This window comes from Roseovarius sp. MMSF_3350 (assembly GCF_030733425.1).
Taxonomy (GTDB): domain Bacteria; phylum Pseudomonadota; class Alphaproteobacteria; order Rhodobacterales; family Rhodobacteraceae; genus Roseovarius.
Genome location: NZ_JASHIZ010000016.1, coordinates 1 through 19153, shown reverse-complemented (window position 1 = coordinate 19153; position 19153 = coordinate 1). Strand labels below are relative to the sequence as shown.

The 19153-nt window shown below is 62.1% G+C and carries 18 protein-coding genes; 7 read left to right on the top strand and 11 right to left on the bottom strand.

Going from position 1 to position 19153, the window contains the following annotated elements:
• Positions 1 to 23: 23 nt before the first annotated feature.
• A complete protein-coding gene (locus RBB31_RS14910) occupies positions 24 to 683 on the bottom strand; it encodes an SDR family oxidoreductase (protein ID WP_306130096.1) in 660 nt (219 codons plus the stop codon).
• Positions 684 to 1338: 655 nt separating this feature from the next.
• Between RBB31_RS14910 and RBB31_RS14905 the strand changes: the two genes are divergently transcribed.
• The 4 genes from RBB31_RS14905 (at position 1339) to RBB31_RS14890 (ending at position 4747) form a co-directional block, all read left to right on the top strand.
• Positions 1339 to 1992: a hydrolase gene (locus RBB31_RS14905; RefSeq protein ID WP_306130095.1), complete on the top strand. Its 654-nt coding sequence runs from the start codon at positions 1339 to 1341 to the stop codon at positions 1990 to 1992.
• Between the two features lie 160 nt (positions 1993 to 2152).
• Positions 2153 to 2800 carry a LysE family translocator gene (locus RBB31_RS14900; protein WP_306130094.1) on the top strand — a complete coding sequence of 216 codons (648 nt, stop codon included), beginning with the start codon at positions 2153 to 2155 and terminating at the stop codon, positions 2798 to 2800.
• 93 nt (positions 2801 to 2893) lie between these two features.
• Positions 2894 to 3619 (top strand): nuclear transport factor 2 family protein, encoded by a 726-nt coding sequence (locus tag RBB31_RS14895; RefSeq protein ID WP_306130093.1) that lies wholly within the window; start codon positions 2894 to 2896, stop codon positions 3617 to 3619.
• 12 nt (positions 3620 to 3631) lie between these two features.
• The gene (locus RBB31_RS14890; RefSeq protein ID WP_306130092.1) at positions 3632 to 4747 is read left to right on the top strand and encodes an LLM class flavin-dependent oxidoreductase; all 1116 of its coding nucleotides are present in this window, start codon (positions 3632 to 3634) and stop codon (positions 4745 to 4747) included.
• Positions 4748 to 4835: 88 nt separating this feature from the next.
• On the opposite strand, the gene RBB31_RS14885 is transcribed toward RBB31_RS14890, so the two are convergent.
• Positions 4836 to 5744: a helix-turn-helix domain-containing protein gene (locus tag RBB31_RS14885; RefSeq protein WP_306130091.1), complete on the bottom strand. Its 909-nt coding sequence runs from the start codon at positions 5742 to 5744 to the stop codon at positions 4836 to 4838.
• A 637-nt stretch (positions 5745 to 6381) separates the two neighbouring features.
• On the opposite strand from RBB31_RS14885, the gene RBB31_RS14880 reads away from it, so the two are divergent.
• Complete coding sequence (locus tag RBB31_RS14880) at positions 6382 to 7968, top strand: MASE4 domain-containing protein (RefSeq protein WP_306130090.1); 1587 nt, start codon at positions 6382 to 6384, stop codon at positions 7966 to 7968.
• A gap of 12 nt (positions 7969 to 7980) precedes the next feature.
• On the opposite strand, the gene RBB31_RS20590 is transcribed toward RBB31_RS14880, so the two are convergent.
• Both RBB31_RS20590 and RBB31_RS14875 read right to left on the bottom strand, forming a co-directional pair.
• The gene (locus RBB31_RS20590) at positions 7981 to 8349 is read right to left on the bottom strand and encodes a response regulator transcription factor (RefSeq protein WP_371931334.1); all 369 of its coding nucleotides are present in this window, start codon (positions 8347 to 8349) and stop codon (positions 7981 to 7983) included.
• Between the two features lie 77 nt (positions 8350 to 8426).
• Positions 8427 to 9182 carry a response regulator transcription factor gene (locus RBB31_RS14875; RefSeq protein ID WP_306130089.1) on the bottom strand — a complete coding sequence of 252 codons (756 nt, stop codon included), beginning with the start codon at positions 9180 to 9182 and terminating at the stop codon, positions 8427 to 8429.
• A 330-nt stretch (positions 9183 to 9512) separates the two neighbouring features.
• Between RBB31_RS14875 and RBB31_RS14870 the strand changes: the two genes are divergently transcribed.
• The gene (locus RBB31_RS14870) at positions 9513 to 10271 is read left to right on the top strand and encodes a class II aldolase and adducin N-terminal domain-containing protein (protein WP_306130088.1); all 759 of its coding nucleotides are present in this window, start codon (positions 9513 to 9515) and stop codon (positions 10269 to 10271) included.
• A 61-nt stretch (positions 10272 to 10332) separates the two neighbouring features.
• Here the strand turns inward: RBB31_RS14870 and RBB31_RS14865 are convergent, their stop codons facing one another.
• A complete protein-coding gene (locus RBB31_RS14865; RefSeq protein WP_306130174.1) occupies positions 10333 to 10887 on the bottom strand; it encodes a YqgE/AlgH family protein in 555 nt (184 codons plus the stop codon).
• 147 nt (positions 10888 to 11034) lie between these two features.
• Here RBB31_RS14865 and RBB31_RS14860 point away from each other — a divergent pair, with 147 nt between their 5' ends.
• Positions 11035 to 11844: a protein-disulfide reductase DsbD domain-containing protein gene (locus tag RBB31_RS14860; protein WP_306130087.1), complete on the top strand. Its 810-nt coding sequence runs from the start codon at positions 11035 to 11037 to the stop codon at positions 11842 to 11844.
• Here the strand turns inward: RBB31_RS14860 and RBB31_RS14855 are convergent.
• From RBB31_RS14855 to RBB31_RS14830, 6 genes are all read right to left on the bottom strand, one after another.
• Entirely contained in the window at positions 11823 to 15215 is a 3393-nt protein-coding gene (locus RBB31_RS14855; protein WP_306130086.1) for an efflux RND transporter permease subunit, read from the bottom strand. The two genes, RBB31_RS14860 and RBB31_RS14855, sit on opposite strands and share 22 nt — an antisense overlap.
• 3 nt (positions 15216 to 15218) lie before the next feature.
• Positions 15219 to 16673: an efflux RND transporter periplasmic adaptor subunit gene (locus RBB31_RS14850; RefSeq protein WP_306130085.1), complete on the bottom strand. Its 1455-nt coding sequence runs from the start codon at positions 16671 to 16673 to the stop codon at positions 15219 to 15221.
• Positions 16674 to 16769: 96 nt separating this feature from the next.
• Positions 16770 to 17312 (bottom strand): molybdenum cofactor biosynthesis protein B, encoded by a 543-nt coding sequence (gene moaB, locus RBB31_RS14845; protein ID WP_306130084.1) that lies wholly within the window; start codon positions 17310 to 17312, stop codon positions 16770 to 16772.
• Between the two features lie 6 nt (positions 17313 to 17318).
• Positions 17319 to 17939, bottom strand: coding sequence for a LysE family translocator (locus tag RBB31_RS14840; protein WP_306130083.1), 621 nt, complete (start codon positions 17937 to 17939; stop codon positions 17319 to 17321).
• Complete coding sequence (locus RBB31_RS14835) at positions 17939 to 18532, bottom strand: metallophosphoesterase family protein (RefSeq protein WP_306130082.1); 594 nt, start codon at positions 18530 to 18532, stop codon at positions 17939 to 17941. The genes RBB31_RS14840 and RBB31_RS14835 overlap by 1 nt, the downstream gene beginning before the upstream one ends.
• Positions 18529 to 19153: uracil-DNA glycosylase (locus RBB31_RS14830; protein ID WP_306130081.1), on the bottom strand; the 625-nt coding region annotated here is incomplete at its 5' end. The genes RBB31_RS14835 and RBB31_RS14830, both read right to left, overlap by 4 nt.

The window sequence follows — 19153 nt, the reverse complement described above, 5'->3', positions numbered from 1 at the left end:
TGGATTGTTTTCCGGCGGAATACTCAGGAAATGCGAGGCTTCATCGCCGCGACCGCGGCCTCAATGGTCACCGCGCCGCCTGTCACCTCCAGGATGGCACGGCTGATCTCGGGCGCATGAAGCAATTCCACGATGGTTGCAGCCACGTCATCCCGGGTGATTTCCCGGTGGATTTTGACCAGTCCCAAGTCGACCTGTCCGGTGCCGGGATCGTCGCTCAGGGCCGAGGGCCGCAGGATGACCCAGTCGAGATCCGAGGCCACAAGCGCGATTTCGGCCCGCTTCTTCTCCTGGATGTAATGTTCGAAATCGTCGTTCATGTGGCGTTCGCGCCAGGCTTCGGGGAAGACAGACACCAACAGGAACCGCCGGATATCTGCAAGCGCCGCCGCCTGCGCCAGCTTGCCCGGCCCGTCGCCGTCTATCGCGGTCGTGGCCTCTCGGCCACTTCCGCCGGCTCCCGCGGTGAACACGACGGCATCGGACCCGCGCATCGTCTCGGCCAGCTCCTCGACCGACATCGCGAGGATGTCGCCCAGACTGGCGGACACACCTTGGCCGGTCAACGCGTCGATCTGTTCCGGTCGCCGCACGAGACCGGACACATTATCTTTACGTGCGGCCAGCGCGCGTGCGACGCGGTGACCGATGCCGCCCGCCATTCCGATAATGAAAACCTTCATCCCCGTTCTCCGTACCTTTTCCCAGGAAGTGAACCGAAAGGGCGTAGTCCATCCAAAGAGAAAAGTTGGATTGGTGTCTTAAAGTCGGGTGGGAACGAAGCCGGCGCACGTTGCGGAAGCGGCTCCGTCAGCGTCACAGCCGCAGCGCGCGCATAGGCGAGCCGAATGCGCCGGGTGTTGCAGGGCAGAAATTGTCGACTGCCTGGGGTCATCGCTGGTCTCCGAGTTGCTTATTCGGCGCTTGGCTGCAAGAACCGATCGGCCCCCCGAAACCTAGCCAGCGCTGTCGAAACCTGCGACGCAAGGATTGCTCCGCAGACACCGATCTTGCGGGTTTTCTGGCTGCCTAGGGTTTTCGCAATGCAGCGGGACACGAAGCACAAGGGCTACCCGCGAAGCACGCAACTTGTTTGGGGGCACGAACCTGGTGCATCCGAAAATAGGGCGAAAAGCTGGTTGGCCGGATGAATGGGCGCTCTGCATGGATCTGGCCCGTCCGCAAGTTTGGGGCCAAGAAATCTGGTCAGATGAGACGGGCGCGGCAAAGACAGCAAAACCGGCACCAACGCAGCAGTTTCAGAGCCGCAAGGTTCAGAGACTCTCGCTAGGTTTCACCTACCCAGATCCTCCACTTTTCGACGGCAAAGGAAAAAACATGCAGTTCCGCAACGGCCTCGACTCGCTTCTTCGTCCCGAAGATTCGGTTCTCGTTCTGATCGACCATCAGCCCTACCAACTCGCCAACCTCAACAGCCACGACCCGCACATGGTCGTGAACAACACGACCGCCCTGGGCAAGGCGGCCAAGGTGTTCGGCGTGCCCACGATCCTGACCAGCGTGATCGCCGCCCGCGGCGGCGACATCTTTCCGCATGTCACCGAAGTCTTTCCCGACCAGGACGTCATCGATCGCACGACGATCAATACCTGGGAGGATCCCAAGGTGGTGGATGCCGTCAAAGCGACCGGCCGAAAGCAGTTGATCATAGCAGGTCTCTGGACAGAGATCTGCGTGGCGATGCCCGCGCTGCAGGCCGCCGGTGAAGGCTGGGACGTGACGGTGATCACCGACGCGTCCGGTGGCACCTCGGTCGAGGCGCACGAGGTCGCGATCCAGCGCATGATCGCGGGCGGCATCAACATGATGACCTGGCTGGCGCTTGCGTCGGAATGGCAGCGCGACTGGGCGCGGGCCGAGACGGCGACCGCGCTCAACGATGCCCTCAGGGATCATCTCGGCGGCAGCGCCATCGCCTATCTCTGGGAGCAGCAGTTGCTCAACACGCCGGTGCCGGGGGTCGCGGCCTGACACGGGCGGCGGATGATGAAGATCCTGAACCTGATCGCGAAGAAGCTGACCACGGATCGAGCTTCGTCATCCGCCACCACACTTGAAACACCGCCTCCGGGACAGTCCGATGAACGACGAGAAGTTCGCGCAGGACGACCTCGAGCGGCGCGCTTGATCAATGGCGAGCTCTCTCATGGAATTTTCAGCCTACCTAACATTCGTGATCGTCAGCGCGGTCCAGACGGCGACGCCCGGACCCTCCACCTTGTTTATCGTGAACAACGCTGTGGCCCACGGGTGGCGACGCGCCTTGGGGGCGCTAAGCGGCGATCTGCTTGCCATCGCACTGCTGGCCACTCTTTCCATCATCGGGTTGGGCACGTTGCTTCAGACCTATCCCACGGCCTTCCTTGTTCTGCGTCTCGCGGGCGCTTTCTATATCATCTGGCTCGGTTGGACCTTTCTGCGCGCGCCCCCGCCACAGCCGGCTCGCTCGCCGGATGCGGCAATCGACGGGAAGGGTGGATGGATGCTTTGGCTTCACTCCTTCGGCGTGGGCATCAGCAACCCGAAGGCCGTTTTGTTCTTTGCCGCGTTGTTTCCGCAGTTCCTACCGGCAGATAGCGGGCCGGTGATCCTTGCTCTTCTGGTTTCGACCTTCGTCGCCGTCAAATTCGTCATTCTCGGTGGCTATGCGATCGGGGCCCGGCACTTTGTCCGACTGCTTCGCAAGCCGGAACATGCGCGGCGCGGGCGCATGTTGACCGGCATCATCTTCCTGGCCTTCGGAGCGCTGATGGTCTGGTCTGCCCTTGCCGCCACGTAACGTTGCGCGCCTACACGGAAAGCTTCCCCCCCATCACAGGCAGCGGCGGCAGTCGATACAGACGGGCGCTGCGTCACCTCAAAGGAGAAATCAATGTCTATCGATCACTTCCCGATCGGATCGGAACTGGACGTGTCCTATCCCGACTTCAAGGTGAGCCTCACACTCTTGTCGGTCGAGCACCTGAAATTCGATATCAAGGAGGGGCCATTTGCCCGGACCGAGACCGTCGACATAGAAGTGGCATCGCTCGGCAACGGCATCTTTGCCGTAAGCTGGCAGGAAAGCGACGGTGCGACCGTCACGAACATTCAAGACTTTGACCGACGCGTCATTCACTCTTTCGCGACGCTGCCCGACGGACAGTTTCTGCGGATGACGGGACCCTTTGCATTTACCGCGCCCGCCGGCCACCTCCCAGATGCCCGTCCCCACCACAACAAGGCGCTTGTTCTGGATGCCATGACGTCGCTGTTTCAGCGGCACGACACCTCGGCCGTGCAGCGCCTCTATTCCGAGGACTATGTCCAGCACAATCCAAATATTCCGCAAGGCCGAGACGCGTTGCAACGTATAGTCGAGACACTATCGAAATCTGTTTACTACGAGCCCGGCTTGATCATCGCCGAAGGCGACCTTGTCGCCATTCATGGCCGGATTCGCGGTTGGGCGGACGAGACGCAGATTGTGGTGGACATCTTCCGGGTCGAGGGCGGCAAGCTGGCCGAACACTGGGACGTCCTTCAGAACGAAGTGACGGCGGCCTCGGGCATGGCCGCTCTATCGATGTTCGATCCTGCGGAAAGCGCACGGCGATAGGTCGGCAGCAGCATGGAAACCTCGCTTTCAATGCGCGCCGCAAGAAACAGCAAAAACAAAGGAACGCCCATGGAAATCGGCATCGACAGCTTTGCAGCAATTCTGCCTGATCCGACGACGGGAAAGCCGCCGTCGCCAGCCGACCGCATGGCGGCACTTCTCGAGGAAGTCGAGACCGCCGACCGCGTCGGTCTGGACGTGTTCGGCATCGGCGAACATCATCGCGCCGAATTCCTCGATTCCGCGCCCGCGATTATCCTTGCCGCCGCAGCGGCACGCACCAGCCGGATACGGTTGACGAGCGCGGTCACGGTGCTGAGCGCCGCCGATCCGGTCCGCGTGTTCCAAGAATTCGCGACCCTGGACCTGATCTCAAGGGGCCGTGCGGAAATCGTGGTCGGTCGAGGCTCGTTCGTTGAGGCGTTTCCGCTGTTCGGCTTGGATACGGGCGCCTATGACGAACTCTTTGTCGAGAAACTGGACCTGCTTCTGAAACTGCGCCAGAGCACCGATATTACCTGGGAGGGCCGATTTCGCCCCGCTCTATCCGGTCAGGGCGTCTTTCCGCGTCCCCTTCAGCCGCGCCTTCCCATTCGGATCGGCGTCGGCGGGACGCCGCAGTCATTCGCGCGGGCGGGCCAGCTTGGGCTTCCACTAATGATCGCGATCATCGGAGGCAGTTTCGACCGTTTCCGGCCGCTGGTCGATCTTTATCGCGAAACCGGCCTGCAAGCCGGTCACAACCCCGACAGTCTTTCTGTCGGAGTGCACGCGATGGGGTTTGTGGGCGAAACGGATAAGGAAGCGAGAGATGCCTTCTATCCCGGTTGGGCGCATCTGACGGGGTCGATCGGCCGTGAACGCGGCTGGACACCTCCGACGCGCCAACAGTTCGATGACATGGCGGGCCCGGACGGAGCGTTTTTGATCGGCGATCCGACCACGGTCGCCACCAAGATGCGCCATGCCAGTGACACGCTTGGGGGTATTTCACGCATGACTTTTCAAATGAGCACGGCTTCGCTCGAGACGGCTGCGATGAAGCGCTCCATCGAATTGCTCGGTAATGAAGTCGCGCCGATTATCCGCGAAGGGATACCGCACGACGCCCTCATGCAGAAAACCTGACAGCGCGGGCCGTGGAGTGCGGCGAGACGTGGAAACAGGATGAGATGGAAAAGCACGAACAGATTCAGTTCAAAACGAGGGGAAGAAGTCAAAGCATCGAGATACGGCGACCTGGATCGCGAACCGCGCGCCGATAGTCGGTCGGACTGATTTTCTGATGTTTGGTGAACACACGGGCAAGAACCTGGTTCGACGAATAGCCGACTTCAAGCGCGATCTCGGTGACGGAAAGCTCGGTGTGTTCGAGAAGCTCACAGGCTTTCTCTACTCTCAACCGCGTCAGGTAGACACGGGGCGGCACACCGAGGCTGTGCTTGAACATACGCGCAAAATGAAATGGCGAGAGATGTGCTTCGGCGGCGATTTCATCCAAGGTGATGTCTTCGGAGAGCCTGGCGCGCATCAATTCCAGGCAGCGACGTTCTGCCCAAGGTGCAAGGCCGCCCTTTACTTGCCCGAATGGCGTTCCGCCCAATCGGCAGAGTTCAGCGAGGATTTCACATCCTGCAGCGCGCGCCAGCAAGCGCGATGGCGCACCCTCCTCATCACAAAGAGCCCAAAGTGTCCGAAGCCCCGATCGGATGGCCGGCGAGTCGAACTTCCCGTTGTAAATGGGAAGGTCGAACGAGAACCGACCGTTGGACGCATCGTCGAGCATTTCCCGCCACTGCGCCACAGGAAACGCCACGGCGCGAACCTGCTGGCGGATATTGACCGTGGACGAAAGGGCGAAATTCGGCGCAGCCGCAGCAATGTCGCCTTTATGGTAAACCACATCGAAATTTCCGCCGCCCAAATTGCCGAAGATACGACTGCCGCCGCTCAAGTCTTGACATAGGACGAGATCCGGAAGGCCTGGCCGAGACATTTCTCCGGCCGGTCGCTCGAACTCAACCAGATCCAGAATGCCACCTGTAGACTTCGCCTTGCGCAGTTTATATCCGCAGTTGCCTTCGCGGTACCACCGGGCGGATTCAGAATAGGCATGCACGGTCATTGCTTTGTTCCCAAGCCGGCTTTAATCAATCCCAGTATTTCTCCGAGGCTTTTAACGGTCGGAAATAGTACGTTTGTTCGCACTCGCGATGCCGTTGGGCGAGCGACGAATGGCCTGCAGCATCATTCGGTCTCCTGTCGAACGGCTAGTTTCCCTTTCGGCAAGACGTTTTTGCACGGCGCAGATCCGAGCCAGTCCCACCGCAATCGCGAATTCATCGAGGAAAATCGTCCGAACCCCCTGCCGCAATCTCATCCTGACGATTGAGGGCTTGGATGAACCCGTCTCACGCCTCATTTTTTCACGCCCAGAATGGCGGATTGCGTGGTGCGTTGGAACTGAGCCACAGTATGTCACAGCCTACCAAAGGTATGAGACAATCATACCAAGATATGAATGTGCTTGCGCGATTTGGCTTCGGGACAACTCTCGGTAGAGAGCCGATGATCGTTCTCATGCGAGGATAGGAAAAGATGAAAACTCGCGCCGCGACAGCGGAATATTGCAAGAAAAATCGACAGTAGCACCTGCCAATAGATGCGGTGCGCGGGAAAACACTTTCTTGCGGCTCGGTAAGATATCTAATCTCAGGAAATGCTTCAGCAGCTCGAGCGGAAATCATTAATGAGGACAAACGATGCGCGGTGCAGCCTCATCTTCATCTGACGGTCAGCTCAAGCTTATCTCCCGAAAGAAACCTTCACGCCTGCAAATCGGTCTCGCCGCCGGGTCGATCTTTGTCCTAGCAGCGATTGCCCTTCTAACAGCCGGTGCCAGCCAGTCGCCCACGCAAGGCGGCAAAGCTCTACTGCCGGCCTATGCGGCCTGCATTCTGATCGTCGAAGTGCTTACCGCCAGCCTGCTTCTCACCCTTTACAGAACCGAACCAAGCCTGTCGTTGTTGATACTTTCCACCGCCTATCTTTTCACAGGTCTTATGGTCGTGCCTTGGGCTTTGACTTTTCCGGGTATCTTCGATGATTTCCGTTTCGACGTAGGTTTGCAAACGACGGCATTCATCGCGGCAATTCGACGTCTCGGCTTTCCAATCCTCATTCTCGCCTACGCGCTGTTAAAAAACGCTTCAATAAATACCGAGACGAACCGTTACAGCCCTTCGGTATTGGCAATCTCCGTCTGCGCCATCGTCATTCTTTTGGTGTTCGCAATCAGTTGGTTCGCGATATCGGGGCGGGAACTTCTGCCGACATTCATGATGAATCCGACCGAAACAACTCGATTGTGGAATACTGTCCCGATTGCGTCGATCCTTATCTCCTGTACCGTTCTCGTCTTGCTGTCCCGCAAGAGCAGCACACTCGACCTCTGGCTGATGGTGGCGATCGGGTCCTCCATCATCGAAACGATCCTTCTTGCCTATGTGGGCGGAGGAACCCGGCTGAGTGCCAGCTGGTGGGCCGGCCGATTGTGCGGTCTTTTTTCCGCGAGCATCCTTCTGTTGCTGATGATTGCCGAGACAATGGCTCTTTATGAGCGACTGGCAAAAGCCATCGCATCCGAGCGGCGTATGAAAGAAACAAGAGTAAGCGAGATGGAGGCCATGTCCGCATCCATCATCCACGAACTGACGCAACCGCTGGCGAGTATTTCGGTGAATGCCAACGCAGCGCAGAACTGGCTGGCAAAGGACCCTCCGAACGTTGAAGAGGCAGAACAATCAGTCCGGCAAATCTCGTCAGACAGTCACCGCACGTCCGAAGTCATTCAGGGATTGCGCTCCGTATTCAAAAAAGCCCCGCAAGATTTCATGCGGGTCGACATCAAGCGCACGATACTGGACGCTGTCAAATCATTGAGGTCAGAAGCCACCGAAGCTCATGTATCCATCAAAACCGACCTTGGATCCCATCCGCTTGCGGTCCATGGTAACGCGGTGCAACTTCAGCAGGTTGTTAGGAACATTATTCTCAACGCGATCGAAGCGATGTCGACGACCAGAAATCGCGCCCGTATTTTGTCAGTTTCCAGCCGACCTCAGGGTGAGGACGAACTTTGCCTGTCGTTCACAGACACAGGACCAGGCATAAATTCGGCGGATCAGGAGCGGATTTTCGATCCGTTCTTTTCCTCAAAACCGTATGGCCTGGGCATCGGTCTCATGGTCAGCCGATCAATAATCGAAGCTCATGGAGGCAGATTGGATCTTGGTAAAAACGGTCCGGATGGCGTGACCGTGGAGCTGACATTGAAAACGGCCGAATAACGGGCGCTGTCGTCAATATGAGTGCGAAATGAGTGAAAGGATCTCATGGACAAGTTGTTTGCCGTCGAACGGTTTTTCGAGAATGCGCATATCCAATCCAATCGGTCTGCAGGTCCGTTCATCCGGGTAAGCCGTGATCAAGATCGTTGGGGCCCATCTATCCAATGCCTTCAAGTGAGCGCACAAGTCCCACCCGCTCATTCCGGGCATCTTGATGTCGCACACGAGACAGTCGGGAACACTCGTCCTGTCTGCCAGAACGTCTTCGCCAGAAGGGTACAATCGCACATCAAAGCCATCCGAGCGCAGAAGACTGCCCAGGGCCGCTCGCACGGAACTGTCATCGTCCACGACACTGATCACACGGGGTTCAACAACCATTCACCTTCGCCATGAATTTTTCATTTCACCTGCAAGAAATGACCGGGACGTTCATTATTCAGTGCCGGAGAAGTAGTCTATGGCGTCTCAGAACTTCTTATGTTTTTGACTTCTTCAGCAAATCGCACCAGATCCGCAAAGGTTCGCGCCGCCATTTTCCGCATCACCTTGCCGCGATGGATTTTCACCGTGATCTCGCTCAGGCCAAGTTCGAACGCGATCTGTTTGTTCATCATGCCGGCCGTCGCAAGTGACATCACTTCCCGCTCGCGCGGGGTCAGCCGATCATATCGAGACAACGTCTTAGCTTTCTCCTCGTTGACTTCGCGACGGTGCAAGTCCGCCTTGATTGCAGCGGCAACGGCATCAAGCATTTCCTGATCTTTGAAGGGTTTCGACAGAAAGTCGACTGCACCTGCCCTCATCGCGCGAACGCTCATCGGAATATCGCCATGGCCGGTCATAAAGACGATGGGGATTTCAAACTTTGCACGCGACAGTTCGACCTGAAGTTCTAGGCCGCTCGTGACCGGCATCCGAACATCGAGGATCAGGCAATTTACTGCCAGTAAATGCGGGCTGGACAGAAAAGCCTGAGGCGAAGGATAGACCCGAACCGAATAACCAACAGAGCGCAGCAGATTGTCCATTGACGACCTGATGGATGCGTCATCATCGACAACGGCAACCGTGATTTGTTCGGCACTGGATTCCTGCTTTTTCACTGGCGGTACCTTGGCAGTCGGCGTGGAAAAGAAAACTAAATGCCGCGTCGGAGCGTCAGGAGGAACTTCTGAAAGATATGGCAACGTGCTGTCATCCGCATCTTTCATAGACAAGCATCCTTTTGTCAAAAATCATACTCTGTTGCGGCTTGGCTATGGAAAGGCCATATAAAACAGGGTGAAAAGTGAAACATTCCCGCTCTGGCCGACGGCGTTTCCGCGAAGATTAGCCTAGTCAGTGTGCGCTACAGGGAGCACTCATACGAAGGTATAGCCGCTACCAAAATTCCATTTTTATTGCTGCTGGCTGCCGTGATCCTGGTCGCGGCTCCCGATTGTGGTGCGGTACTTTGCGGCTGAAGCGCGTCCCGATACGTCGATTGAAACTTCCGCCCGTCTGGCGCAGGCTGCCGGAAACGCCCGGAATGGAGACGCGCCATGTTGAAGACGACCCCTGTCACCCCCAATATCGCCCACTGGAAAGAGCGGGTCGAACTGGCCGCGGCATTCCGCTGGACGGCTCGGCTGAACATGCACGAGGCGGTGGCGAACCATTTCAGCCTGTCGGTCAACGACGACGGTACGCAGTTCCTGATGAACCCCAACCAGGTGCATTTCAGCCGGATCAGGGCATCGGACCTGCTGTTGATCGATGCGGGAGACCCCGAGACGCTGGACCGCCCCGGTGCGCCCGACCCGACGGCCTGGGGCCTGCATGGCGGGGTGCACCGGGCCTGCCCGCACCACAGGTGCCTGATGCATGTGCATTCGATCCACGCCACGGTGCTGGCCAGCCTGGCGGACAGCCATCTGCCGCCGATCGACCAGAACTGTGCGACGTTCTTCAATCGCTACGTGATCGACGATCATTACGGCGGGCTGGCGTTCGAGGAAGAGGGCGAACGCTGCGCGGCGCAGCTGGGCGATCCGTCTAAGAAAGTGATGATCATGGGCAACCATGGCATCCTGGTGATGGGCGACACGGTCGCGGACTGTTTCAACCGGATGTATTATTTCGAACGGGCCGCAGAGACCTATATCCGGGCTTTGCAGACCGGCCAGCCGCTGCGGGTGCTCTCGGACGAGGTGGCCGAAAAGACCGCGCGGGAGATGGAGGAATATCCAGAGCAGGGGGAGCGGCATCTCGCGGAACTGATGGCAATTCTCGACGCGGAAGGATCGGATTACGCGGCATGAGGCCGGGCGGGCCAAAACTTTTGCTGAGAAGTTTTGGCAGAAGCTTCGTGAAGGCTTCTCGCTAGGCGCGGCCGGCCTCGGAGGACAGGGTGACCGAGCTTACGCCCAGCTTTTGCAGGGCGGATTCCCACTTGTTCGCGTCCGCGTGGGAGAACACGATCTCCTTGTCGGCCTCGACCGTGAGCCAGGCGTTCTGCGATAACTCGCTTTCGAGCTGGCCGGGACCCCATCCGGCATAACCGAGCGCCACGATATTGCGCAGGGGCCCGCGGCCCAGGGCCAGGTCTTCCAGTATATCCATCGTTGCGGTCATGGCGAACTCATCGTTCACGTCCAGCGTGGAGATCGCCGAGTGGTAGCCATAGTCGTGCAGCACGAAACCGCGGCCATGTTCCACCGGGCCGCCGAAATGCACCGGCAGGTTGGTCATGTCGCGGCCCTGCGCGATGTCGAGCTGTTCCAGAAGGTCGGCGAGGCGCAGGTCGTCGGCGCGCTTGTTGACGATCAGGCCCATGGCCCCCTCGGGAGAGTGGGCGCAGATGAACACCACCGATTGGGCAAAACGGTCGTCACCCATGGACGGCATGGCGATTAGCAGTTTTCCCGTCAGGTCAATGTCGCTCAAGGCGGTCCCCGATTGTCTGGTTGCAGTCCCATGATGGGGGTCGCGGCACCTGTGTGCAACCATCCTGCCTGGAGGCGCGCGGGATTTCTCGCTTCAATGTGAATTGGCAAAGCTGATGAAACCCGCCATGAGAGGCCCATGCGACACATAAAAACCTTTCTCAAAGCCGCCCTTCTGGTGGTCTGTGCCGGCCCGGTATGGGCGCAGGAAACCGCCGATATGGTACAGGTGGACGTGCTGCCCGGCTGGCGGGCGACGGATGGCAGCCATTACGCCGCCCTGCGGCTGGACCTTGCGCCGGGGTGGAAGACCTATTGGCGCAGCCCGGGCGAGGCCGGTGTGCCGCCGCTGTTCAACTGGCGTGGGTCTCGCAACATGGCGGGGCTGGACGTTATCTGGCCCGCGCCCAAGCCGGTGCCACAATTCGGGTACATGACCATCGGCTACGACACTGACGTAGTGGTGCCGTTGCGGATTCGCCCCGAGGCGAGCGGACGCGATGTGCGGCTGGAAGGCCAGTTGGAGATCGGGGTGTGCAACGATATCTGCGTGCCGGTCAGCGTGAACGTGGCCCAAATCCTGCCGGGTGCCGTCAGCAAGCCGGACCCGACCATCGTGGCGGCCCTGACCGAGCGGCCCTACGGTGCCGACGAGGCGGGTGTGCGCGAAGTGGCCTGCCGGTTGTCGCCGGTGGCGGGGGGTGTGCAGCTGACCGCGAAGATCCGGATGCCGAAGCTGGGCGTGTCGGAATACGCGGTGGTCGAGTCGAGTGACCCCAAGGTCTGGGTCTCGCCGCCCGAGACCACGCGGCAGGGCGACAGCCTGATCGCGCGCGCGGTGCTGAGCCATGTCGACGGGCGGTCTTTCGCCGTGGACCGCAACGGCCTGCGCTTTACCGTGCTGAGCCGGGGCGGCGCCGTGGATATTCAGGGCTGCTCGGCGGGCTGACGGCGCAGGGCGTAGCGGATCGCGACCACGGCATAGAGCAGCAGAACGATCAACAGGCTTCCAACGGCGAAGAGCAGCAGCGCCGTCGGCATCGGTGCTGTGACGCCCAGTGCGGAGAGCGGTCCCGGCAGGCTGCCAGTCACCGCCGTCGTGCCAAGCGTGGCGGCGAAAAGTGCCGCGATCGCCAGCCCGCCAGCCAGCATGACGCCGCGTAATTCCCCGGGTTTGGAGCGCAGGGCGCGGCGCAGGGAGGCGGTCTGGCGCGCGACATCGGACTGGATCGCAATGATCGCGGGCACCAGCAGCAGGACGAGGACCATACCGAAGGCCAGGCCGTAGACCAGCGTAATCACGGTGGGTTTGATGAACTGCGCCTGGGTGGATTGCTCGAACAGAAGCGGGGCCAGGCCCAGCACGGTTGTGAGCGTGGTCAGCATGACAGGGCGCAGGCGGTCGACCGCGCCTTCGATGATGGCCGGCACGATGCCGCGCTCCTTGGCGTAGTCGTCGATCGTGGTCACCAGCACGATCGAGTCGTTGATGATGATACCGGTCATGCCCAAGAGCCCCACCACGGTGAACATCGACAGGGGCACCTCCCAATATGCATGACCGTAGATCGTGCCGACGAGGCCGAAGGGAATGATCGACATCACCACGATGGGCCGGGTCCAGCTGGCGAAGACCCAGGCGAGGACGAGGTAGATGCCGGTCAGGGTCAAAATCAGGCCGAGGCGGGCATCGTCGAGGAACTCGCCTTCCTGTTCGGCGAGGCCGCCCAGCTGCCATTCGACCTGGTGAACGCTGGCGATGCGGGTCAGAATCTCGGTTTCGAGCGCAGTGCTGATTTCGGCAGCGCGGGCGGGGTCATCCTCGGAAATGTCGCCGGTGACGTTGATGTGGCGGATACCGTTCTCGCGCCGGATGGTGGAGAAGCCCACGCGCTCGGTCACGCTGACGATATCGGCCAGCGGCACGTAGGCGCCGGTGGGGGCGCGGACCTGCATGCGTTCGAGGAAGTCGGCTGTGAGCTCGGACTCCGGCACCTCGACGCGGATCTCGGCGCTGCGGGCGCTGTCGGGATAGGTCGCGGCCTCGATTCCGTTCAGGCGGTGGCGCAGGACGGTGCCCAGCTCGTCGATGGTAAAGCCGAGCGCCTGACCCTGCGGGGTCAGTTCCAGAATCAGTTCCTGCTTGTCATAGGCGAGGTTGTCCTCGACCGCCGACACCTCCGGGTAGTCGAGCAGCGCGGATTTGAGCGCCTCGGACGCGTCCTTCAGCGTCTCGGCGGTGGCGCCGTAGAATTCCACGTCGAGCGCGTCGCCGCCGGGGCCCGAGCGCCAGCCGCGAAAGCTGAGTTCCTCGGTCAGGGGGTGGCGGGGGACGGCATCCTGCAACTCGGCGACGAAGGCGAAGGAGGAATAGGGGCGCAGGTCGGGGTCGATGAGTTCGATGGAGATGCCGCCCAGTTGGTCGGGCTCCTTGGTGTCGGCGCCGGCGAGGCCGCCGCCGGCATTACCACCGATCTGGGCGATGGCGAACTTGATGGGGTTGGCGCCGTAGCGGTCCTCGTAGTCTTGCCCGAGATCTTCGACGGCGGTCTGGATCTGATGCATCATGGCGATCGTGTCTTCGCGCGTGGCGCCGGGGGCCATGGAGAAATTGCCGGTGACGCTGCCGCGTTCGGGAGCGTTGAAAAAGCGCCATTGCACGTCGCCCTTGATGAATAGCGCAGCCTGCGACGCGAGGAGCACGATGATCCCGGCAAGCACCGGATAGCGGGCGCGGATGACCAGCGCCATGAAGGGACGGAAGGCGCGTTCGCGCAGCCAGACGAAGCCGCGGTTGACCGTGCGAGACGGCCAGTCGTACCAGCGTTCGCGGCCTGCGTGGGTGAGCGCGTTGGACATGTGGTGCGGCAGGATCAGGAAACATTCGACCAGCGAGGCCGACAGGACGACGATCACGGTGAAGGGGATGTCGATGATGAGGTCCCCGAAGCGCCCCCCGATGGCGACCAGCCCGAAGAAGGCGATGAGCGTGGTGAGCGTGGCGGAGAAGACGGGCAGCGCCATTCGCTGGGCGGCGCGTTCGGCGGCCTGCACGGGGTTCTCGCGGTACTTGCGGACGCGTGCATCGGCGTGTTCGCCCACCACGATGGCGTCGTCCACAACGATGCCGAGCGTGATGATCAGGGCGAAGAGTGAGATCATATTGATCGTTAGGCCCGCCATGTACATCAGCGCGATTGTGGCCAGCATGGCGACGGGAATGCCTGCCGCGACCCAGAAGGCGGTGCGAGCGTTGAGGAAAAGGAACAGCAGTGCGACGACCAGCGCCAGCCCTGTCAGCCCGTTGTCCATAAGCATGTCGAGGCGGCCCGAAATGGCATCCGAGCGCGTGTTGATGAGCGTCAGGTCCGTGCCTTCGGGCAGGGTCGCTTCCATCTCGGCGGCGATTTTCTCGACCTGCGCCTGAATGGCCAGCGCGTCGCCGTTGGCCGAGCGGTCGACGCGGATTTGAAGGGCGGGGTTCTCGCCCACGAAATACTGCTGCTCGCGGTCGATGCCTTCGACGCGCACATCGGCCACGTCGCCGATGGTGAGCTTCGAGCCATCGGGATTCGAGCGCAGGATCAGCGCCTCGATCTGGTCAGTGTCGCGTTTTTCCGAGCCGATGCGAACGCGGGTGGCGCCGCCGGTGATGTCGCCTGCCGGGTCGGTGTCCGCCTCGGCAGCGATCACGGTGGCAATTTCGGCCATGGTGATGTCGTAGGCCAGAAGGTTGGTGGTGGGCACCTCGACGATGGTGTGCGGCGCGGCGACGCCCTGTAGCGTGGTGCGGGTGACACCGGCATCGTAAAGGCGCGTCACCAGCTCGTCTGCAAACTGGCCGAGCTGTGGCGTGGCCACGGGGCCGGTCAGGACGATGTCGGTGACCCGGTCGCGCCAAGCGCCGCGGGTGACGCGCGGCTCCTCGGCCTCTTCGGGCAGATCGGTGATGCTGTCGACGGCGGCCGAGACGTCATCGGCGGCGCGGCCCATGTCCCAGCCCGGTTCGAATTCCAGCCGGATGCTGGCAGTGTTCTCCCGCGAGGTGGCTTGCGAGGTTTCCACGCCCTCGACCGCCAGAAGGGCGGGCTCGAGCACCTGCACGATGCCGCTGTCGATATCCTCGGCGCTGGCGCCGTCCCAGAGGACCGAGACGCTGACCTCGTCGACGATGACATCGGGGAAGAACTGGGCCTGCATGCGCGGGGCAGCGGCGAGGCCCAGCACCACGAGCACCACCAGCAAAAGGTTCGCCGCCGTGGGGTGGCGCGTGAAATAGGACAGGATGCCGCTGGCGCGGTCGGGCAGGTCGCGGACCATCGCCTAGCTGCCCATGCGGCGTTCGAGCCGTTCGACGGTCTGGGCCGGTACCTGGGGTTGCTCAAGTTGACCCAGCAGGCGGGTCTTCATGGCGGCAGGGATGTCGGGGCTGTCCTCGACGAACTGGCGCAGGCGGGCGCGGCGGTCCTCGCTGAGTTCCAGCATCTGGGCGGTGTTGTCGGCCTCGGGCGTGTTGCCAAGGGGACGGACTTTGAGGCCGGGGCCGAGAAGTGGGCTGCGCTCGGTCACTATCTCCAGGCCGTCGAGGTCGTTGCCGGAAACCAGGACGTCGTTGCCCTGACGGCGGACCAGCGTGACAGGGACCGCGCGCAGGCGGTCCTCGGACGTCAGCGCCAGCACGGTGCCATCGGAGCCGAGCGCCGTGGCCGGCAGGCGCACGACGTTGTCGAGCGGCGGTTCCTCGATCAGGACGGAGACGAAGTCGCGGGGTTTGAGGCCCTGCGGGTCGTCGATGCGAGCATAGACCAGCCGGCCGGTCTGACCTTCCTCGATGCTGGCGCTGTCGCGGGTGATGCGGCCGGTAGTTTCCATTTCCAGGCCGAAGACGTCGAGCCGGATGCGGACGGGGGCGAGGATCAGTTCGCCGTTTTCATCCAGCAGGCGGCGATGCTGGGCGGTGGAGACGCGGAAGGCCACGTCGAGCGCGTCGGCGTCGATGAGGTCGGCGAGTTTCTCGTTCGCGGAGACCAGGCGACCTTCGACCACGCTGACCGCTTGGAGCGTGCCGGTGAAGGGGGCGGTGATGGTGGTCTCATCGAGCGCCTTTTGCGCCTCGGCCAACGCGATGCGGCTGCGCGAGAGGCGGGTCTGGGCCTGGTCGACGCGCGCCTCGGCGGTGGCCTCGGCCTGGTGGCGGGTCAGCACGGCCTGCTGGGCGCTGGCGGCGTCGAGTTCGGCGAGTTCCACGGCGGCGGCGGTGCCGACACCGCGCTCTTCGAGGTCCCGCTGACGGTCGAGGGCGCGCTTGCGCAGCTCGGCCTGGGATTGGGCCGCGGCAAGCTCGTCGCGGGCGAGGCCCAAGCCGCGTTCGGCCTCGCGTACCTCGGCCTCGGCATCGGTGAGGTCGGCGCGAGCGAGGTCCAGCGCGAATTGCGCGTCGGTGGGGTCGATGCGGGCCAGGACCTGCCCGTTGCGGACGCGGCCGCCATCCTCGAAAAGTGCGGTGAGTTCGGTGACGCGGCCTCCGGTATCGGAACGGATTTCCAGCGTGCGGCGGCTTTCGACCTCGCCATAGGCTGTCAGGATCGGAATTTGCGTGCCCGGTTCGGCGGTGACGGTGTTGACGGCGAAGACGCGTTCGCGCCGCTCAGGCGCTTCCGTTTCGGCGCTCATGCGTTCCTGCACGGCGGAAAACACGATCTGGCCGGCATAGGCGAACAGGCCCACTGTGAGGGACAGCAGGAACAGTCCGGTCAGGCTGTGGCGCAAGAACCGCATTCAGATCAACCTTTTAAGTCACTTGGCGCGGGACAGTCATACCATAAAGATAGACGCCTGCGGCAAGGTTTCATGGGGCTGATACGCGGCGAAAGGTCACTTCCGTCGCAAATGTTCGTCCAAGCGCGGCATTATTTCGACGAAATTGCAGGGGCTGTGGCGGTAATCGAACTGGTAGGACAGGATTTCGTCCCACGCGTCCTTGCAGGCGCCGGGGCTGCCGGGCAGGGCGAAAAGGTAGGTGCCGTTCGCGACGCCCCCTGTCGCGCGGGACTGTACGGCGGAGGTGCCAATCTTCTTCATCGAGACGATGGTGAAGATCGTGCCGAACGCATCGATTTCCTTTTCATAGACGTCCCTATGCGCCTCGACCGTGACGTCGCGGCCCGTCAGGCCGGTGCCGCCGGTGGAGAGGACCACGTCGATCTCGGGGTTGGTGATCCATTCGCGCAGTTGCTCGGTGATCTGGTCGCGTTCGTCGCGGACGACCATGCGGTCGGCGAGCACATGGCCGGCGGCTTCGATGCGTTCGACCAACACGGCGCCGGAGCGGTCCTGGCTGAGGTCGCGGCTGTCGGAGACGGTCAAGACGGCGATGCGGACCGGGATGAAGTCCCTGGTGTCGTCGATGCGGCTCATGGCGGGTCAGGTCCTTTCGATCAGGGCGAGGCGCAGGGCAAGGCCGGTGAAGATGGTGGCGCAGACATAGCCGATGCCCCGGGCGAAGCCGGGGGAGCGGGCCATGCGGCGTCCGAGCCCGCCGGCGAAGATGCCAACGGCTGCGTTGACGATGAAGCCGCCCGCCGCAATGACTGCGCCCAGGATCAGGAACTGGGCGAGGACGCTGCCACGCGCGGGGTCGATGAACTGAGGCAGGAAGGCGAGCACGAAGAGAATCACCTTGGGGTTGGTGAGGTTCACGACCATCCCGTCGCGAAAAGCGCGGGCAGGTTTGACGGGGGGTGTATCGCCAGCTTGCGGCGGGTGGCGGAGCGCCTGCCAGGCGAGCCAGAGCAGATAGGCGATACCGGCCCAGCGGATGACGTCAAAGAGCCACGGCAGGGTGGCGACGGCGGCCCCGATGCCGAGACCAGCGAGCGTGACATGCACCATGCCGCCCAGCACGATCCCGGCGCTGGCGGCCACGGCGGGGCGCGGGCCGCCGCGCAGGCCCTGGCCGAGACAGAACATCATGTCGGCCCCGGGCGTGAGGTTGAGCGCGACGGCGGCGGGTATGAAGGCCAGCAGGGTGAGCGAGTCGATCATCAGAGCTCGAACCAGTTGGGTCGGGGACCGAGATTGACCACCTGCGTCGCGCCGATGCGCCCGGTCACGCCCCAGCTGTCGTGAATGTGGCCGCAAAGCGCCAGTTTCGGTTGGATGCGTGCGATGGCGTCGCGGATGGCGGTGGAGCCCACGGACATCTCGAGCGACGTGAGGTCGGCCACGCCCTTGGGTGGGGAGTGGAGGACGAGGATATCGGTGGCCTCGCACGGGGTGAGAAGAGTCGCGGCTTCTTCGTTGGACAGATCGCACGACCAGTCGCCGAAGGGGGTGACGGGCACGCCGTAGCCGAGGCCGAAGAGGGAAAGATCGCCCTGGGTGGTGCCGGTGCCGTGCAGCACGGTCATGTTGGGCAGGGCGGCGGCGGAGAGTTCCTGAAAGCTTTCGGCGTTGCCGGGCACTGCGACGATGGGAGCGACAATGCCGGACAGCATCTCCATCGCCTCGTCCAGCCCGGCTCGGTGGTTGCAGAAATCGCCCGCACCGATCACGAGGTCGGCCTCGGCGCTGGCGGCGACCAGGTCGGCGGCGCGAGCGCGGGCGAGGTGCAGGTCGGAAAAGGCGAGGATCTTCATGTGTTTCCTTCGAGGCGGGCCTGAAGGTCGAGCAGGTCGGCCCAGGCGACGCGTTTTTCGTGGGGTTTGCGCAAGAGGTAGGCGGGGTGGAACATGGGCAGCGCCGGCTTGCCGAAGGCTTGCGTCCACTGGCCGCGCAGGCGGGTGATGCCGCGTTTGCCCAGGGCGGCCTGACAACTAATATTGCCCATCAGCACGATGACCTCGGGATCGGCGAGCTGCACGTGGCGTTCCACGAAGGGCAGCATCATGGCGATTTCCTGTGGGTTGGGATCGCGGTTTTGCGGCGGGCGCCAGGGCAGGATGTTTGTGATGTAGGCGCCGGTGGCGGGGTCGTCGTTGTTGCGCGCATGGCCGATGGCGGCGAGCATCCGGTCGAGCAGTTGCCCGGCGCGACCGACAAAGGGTTTGCCCTGCTGGTCCTCGTCACGGCCCGGCGCCTCGCCGATGATCATCAGACGGGCGGAGGGGTGGCCATCGGAGAAAACGAGGTTGCGCGCACCGCGTTTCAGATCGCAATGCTCGAACGCCGCGAGGGCGGCTTTGAGCGCGTCGAGGGAGCCCGCGTCGGCGGCGGCGAACCCCGCCTCGGCGGCGGTGTCGACCTCCGGGGCCTTGGCG

Excerpts from the sequence above, each read along its gene's own strand:
- RBB31_RS14910 (WP_306130096.1), bottom strand. The coding sequence starts at position 683 with ATGAAGGTTTTCATTATCGGAATGGCGGGCGGCATCGGTCACCGCGTC.
- RBB31_RS14905 (WP_306130095.1), top strand. The coding sequence starts at position 1,339 with ATGCAGTTCCGCAACGGCCTCGACTCGCTTCTTCGTCCCGAAGATTCG.
- RBB31_RS14900 (WP_306130094.1), top strand. The coding sequence starts at position 2,153 with ATGGCGAGCTCTCTCATGGAATTTTCAGCCTACCTAACATTCGTGATC.
- RBB31_RS14895 (WP_306130093.1), top strand. The coding sequence starts at position 2,894 with ATGTCTATCGATCACTTCCCGATCGGATCGGAACTGGACGTGTCCTAT.
- RBB31_RS14890 (WP_306130092.1), top strand. The coding sequence starts at position 3,632 with ATGGAAACCTCGCTTTCAATGCGCGCCGCAAGAAACAGCAAAAACAAA.
- RBB31_RS14885 (WP_306130091.1), bottom strand. The coding sequence starts at position 5,744 with ATGACCGTGCATGCCTATTCTGAATCCGCCCGGTGGTACCGCGAAGGC.
- RBB31_RS14880 (WP_306130090.1), top strand. The coding sequence starts at position 6,382 with ATGCGCGGTGCAGCCTCATCTTCATCTGACGGTCAGCTCAAGCTTATC.
- RBB31_RS20590 (WP_371931334.1), bottom strand. The coding sequence starts at position 8,349 with ATGGTTGTTGAACCCCGTGTGATCAGTGTCGTGGACGATGACAGTTCC.
- RBB31_RS14875 (WP_306130089.1), bottom strand. The coding sequence starts at position 9,182 with ATGAAAGATGCGGATGACAGCACGTTGCCATATCTTTCAGAAGTTCCT.
- RBB31_RS14870 (WP_306130088.1), top strand. The coding sequence starts at position 9,513 with ATGTTGAAGACGACCCCTGTCACCCCCAATATCGCCCACTGGAAAGAG.
- RBB31_RS14860 (WP_306130087.1), top strand. The coding sequence starts at position 11,035 with ATGCGACACATAAAAACCTTTCTCAAAGCCGCCCTTCTGGTGGTCTGT.
- RBB31_RS14855 (WP_306130086.1), bottom strand. The coding sequence starts at position 15,215 with ATGGTCCGCGACCTGCCCGACCGCGCCAGCGGCATCCTGTCCTATTTC.
- RBB31_RS14850 (WP_306130085.1), bottom strand. The coding sequence starts at position 16,673 with ATGCGGTTCTTGCGCCACAGCCTGACCGGACTGTTCCTGCTGTCCCTC.
- moaB (WP_306130084.1), bottom strand. The coding sequence starts at position 17,312 with ATGAGCCGCATCGACGACACCAGGGACTTCATCCCGGTCCGCATCGCC.
- RBB31_RS14840 (WP_306130083.1), bottom strand. The coding sequence starts at position 17,939 with ATGATCGACTCGCTCACCCTGCTGGCCTTCATACCCGCCGCCGTCGCG.
- RBB31_RS14835 (WP_306130082.1), bottom strand. The coding sequence starts at position 18,532 with ATGAAGATCCTCGCCTTTTCCGACCTGCACCTCGCCCGCGCTCGCGCC.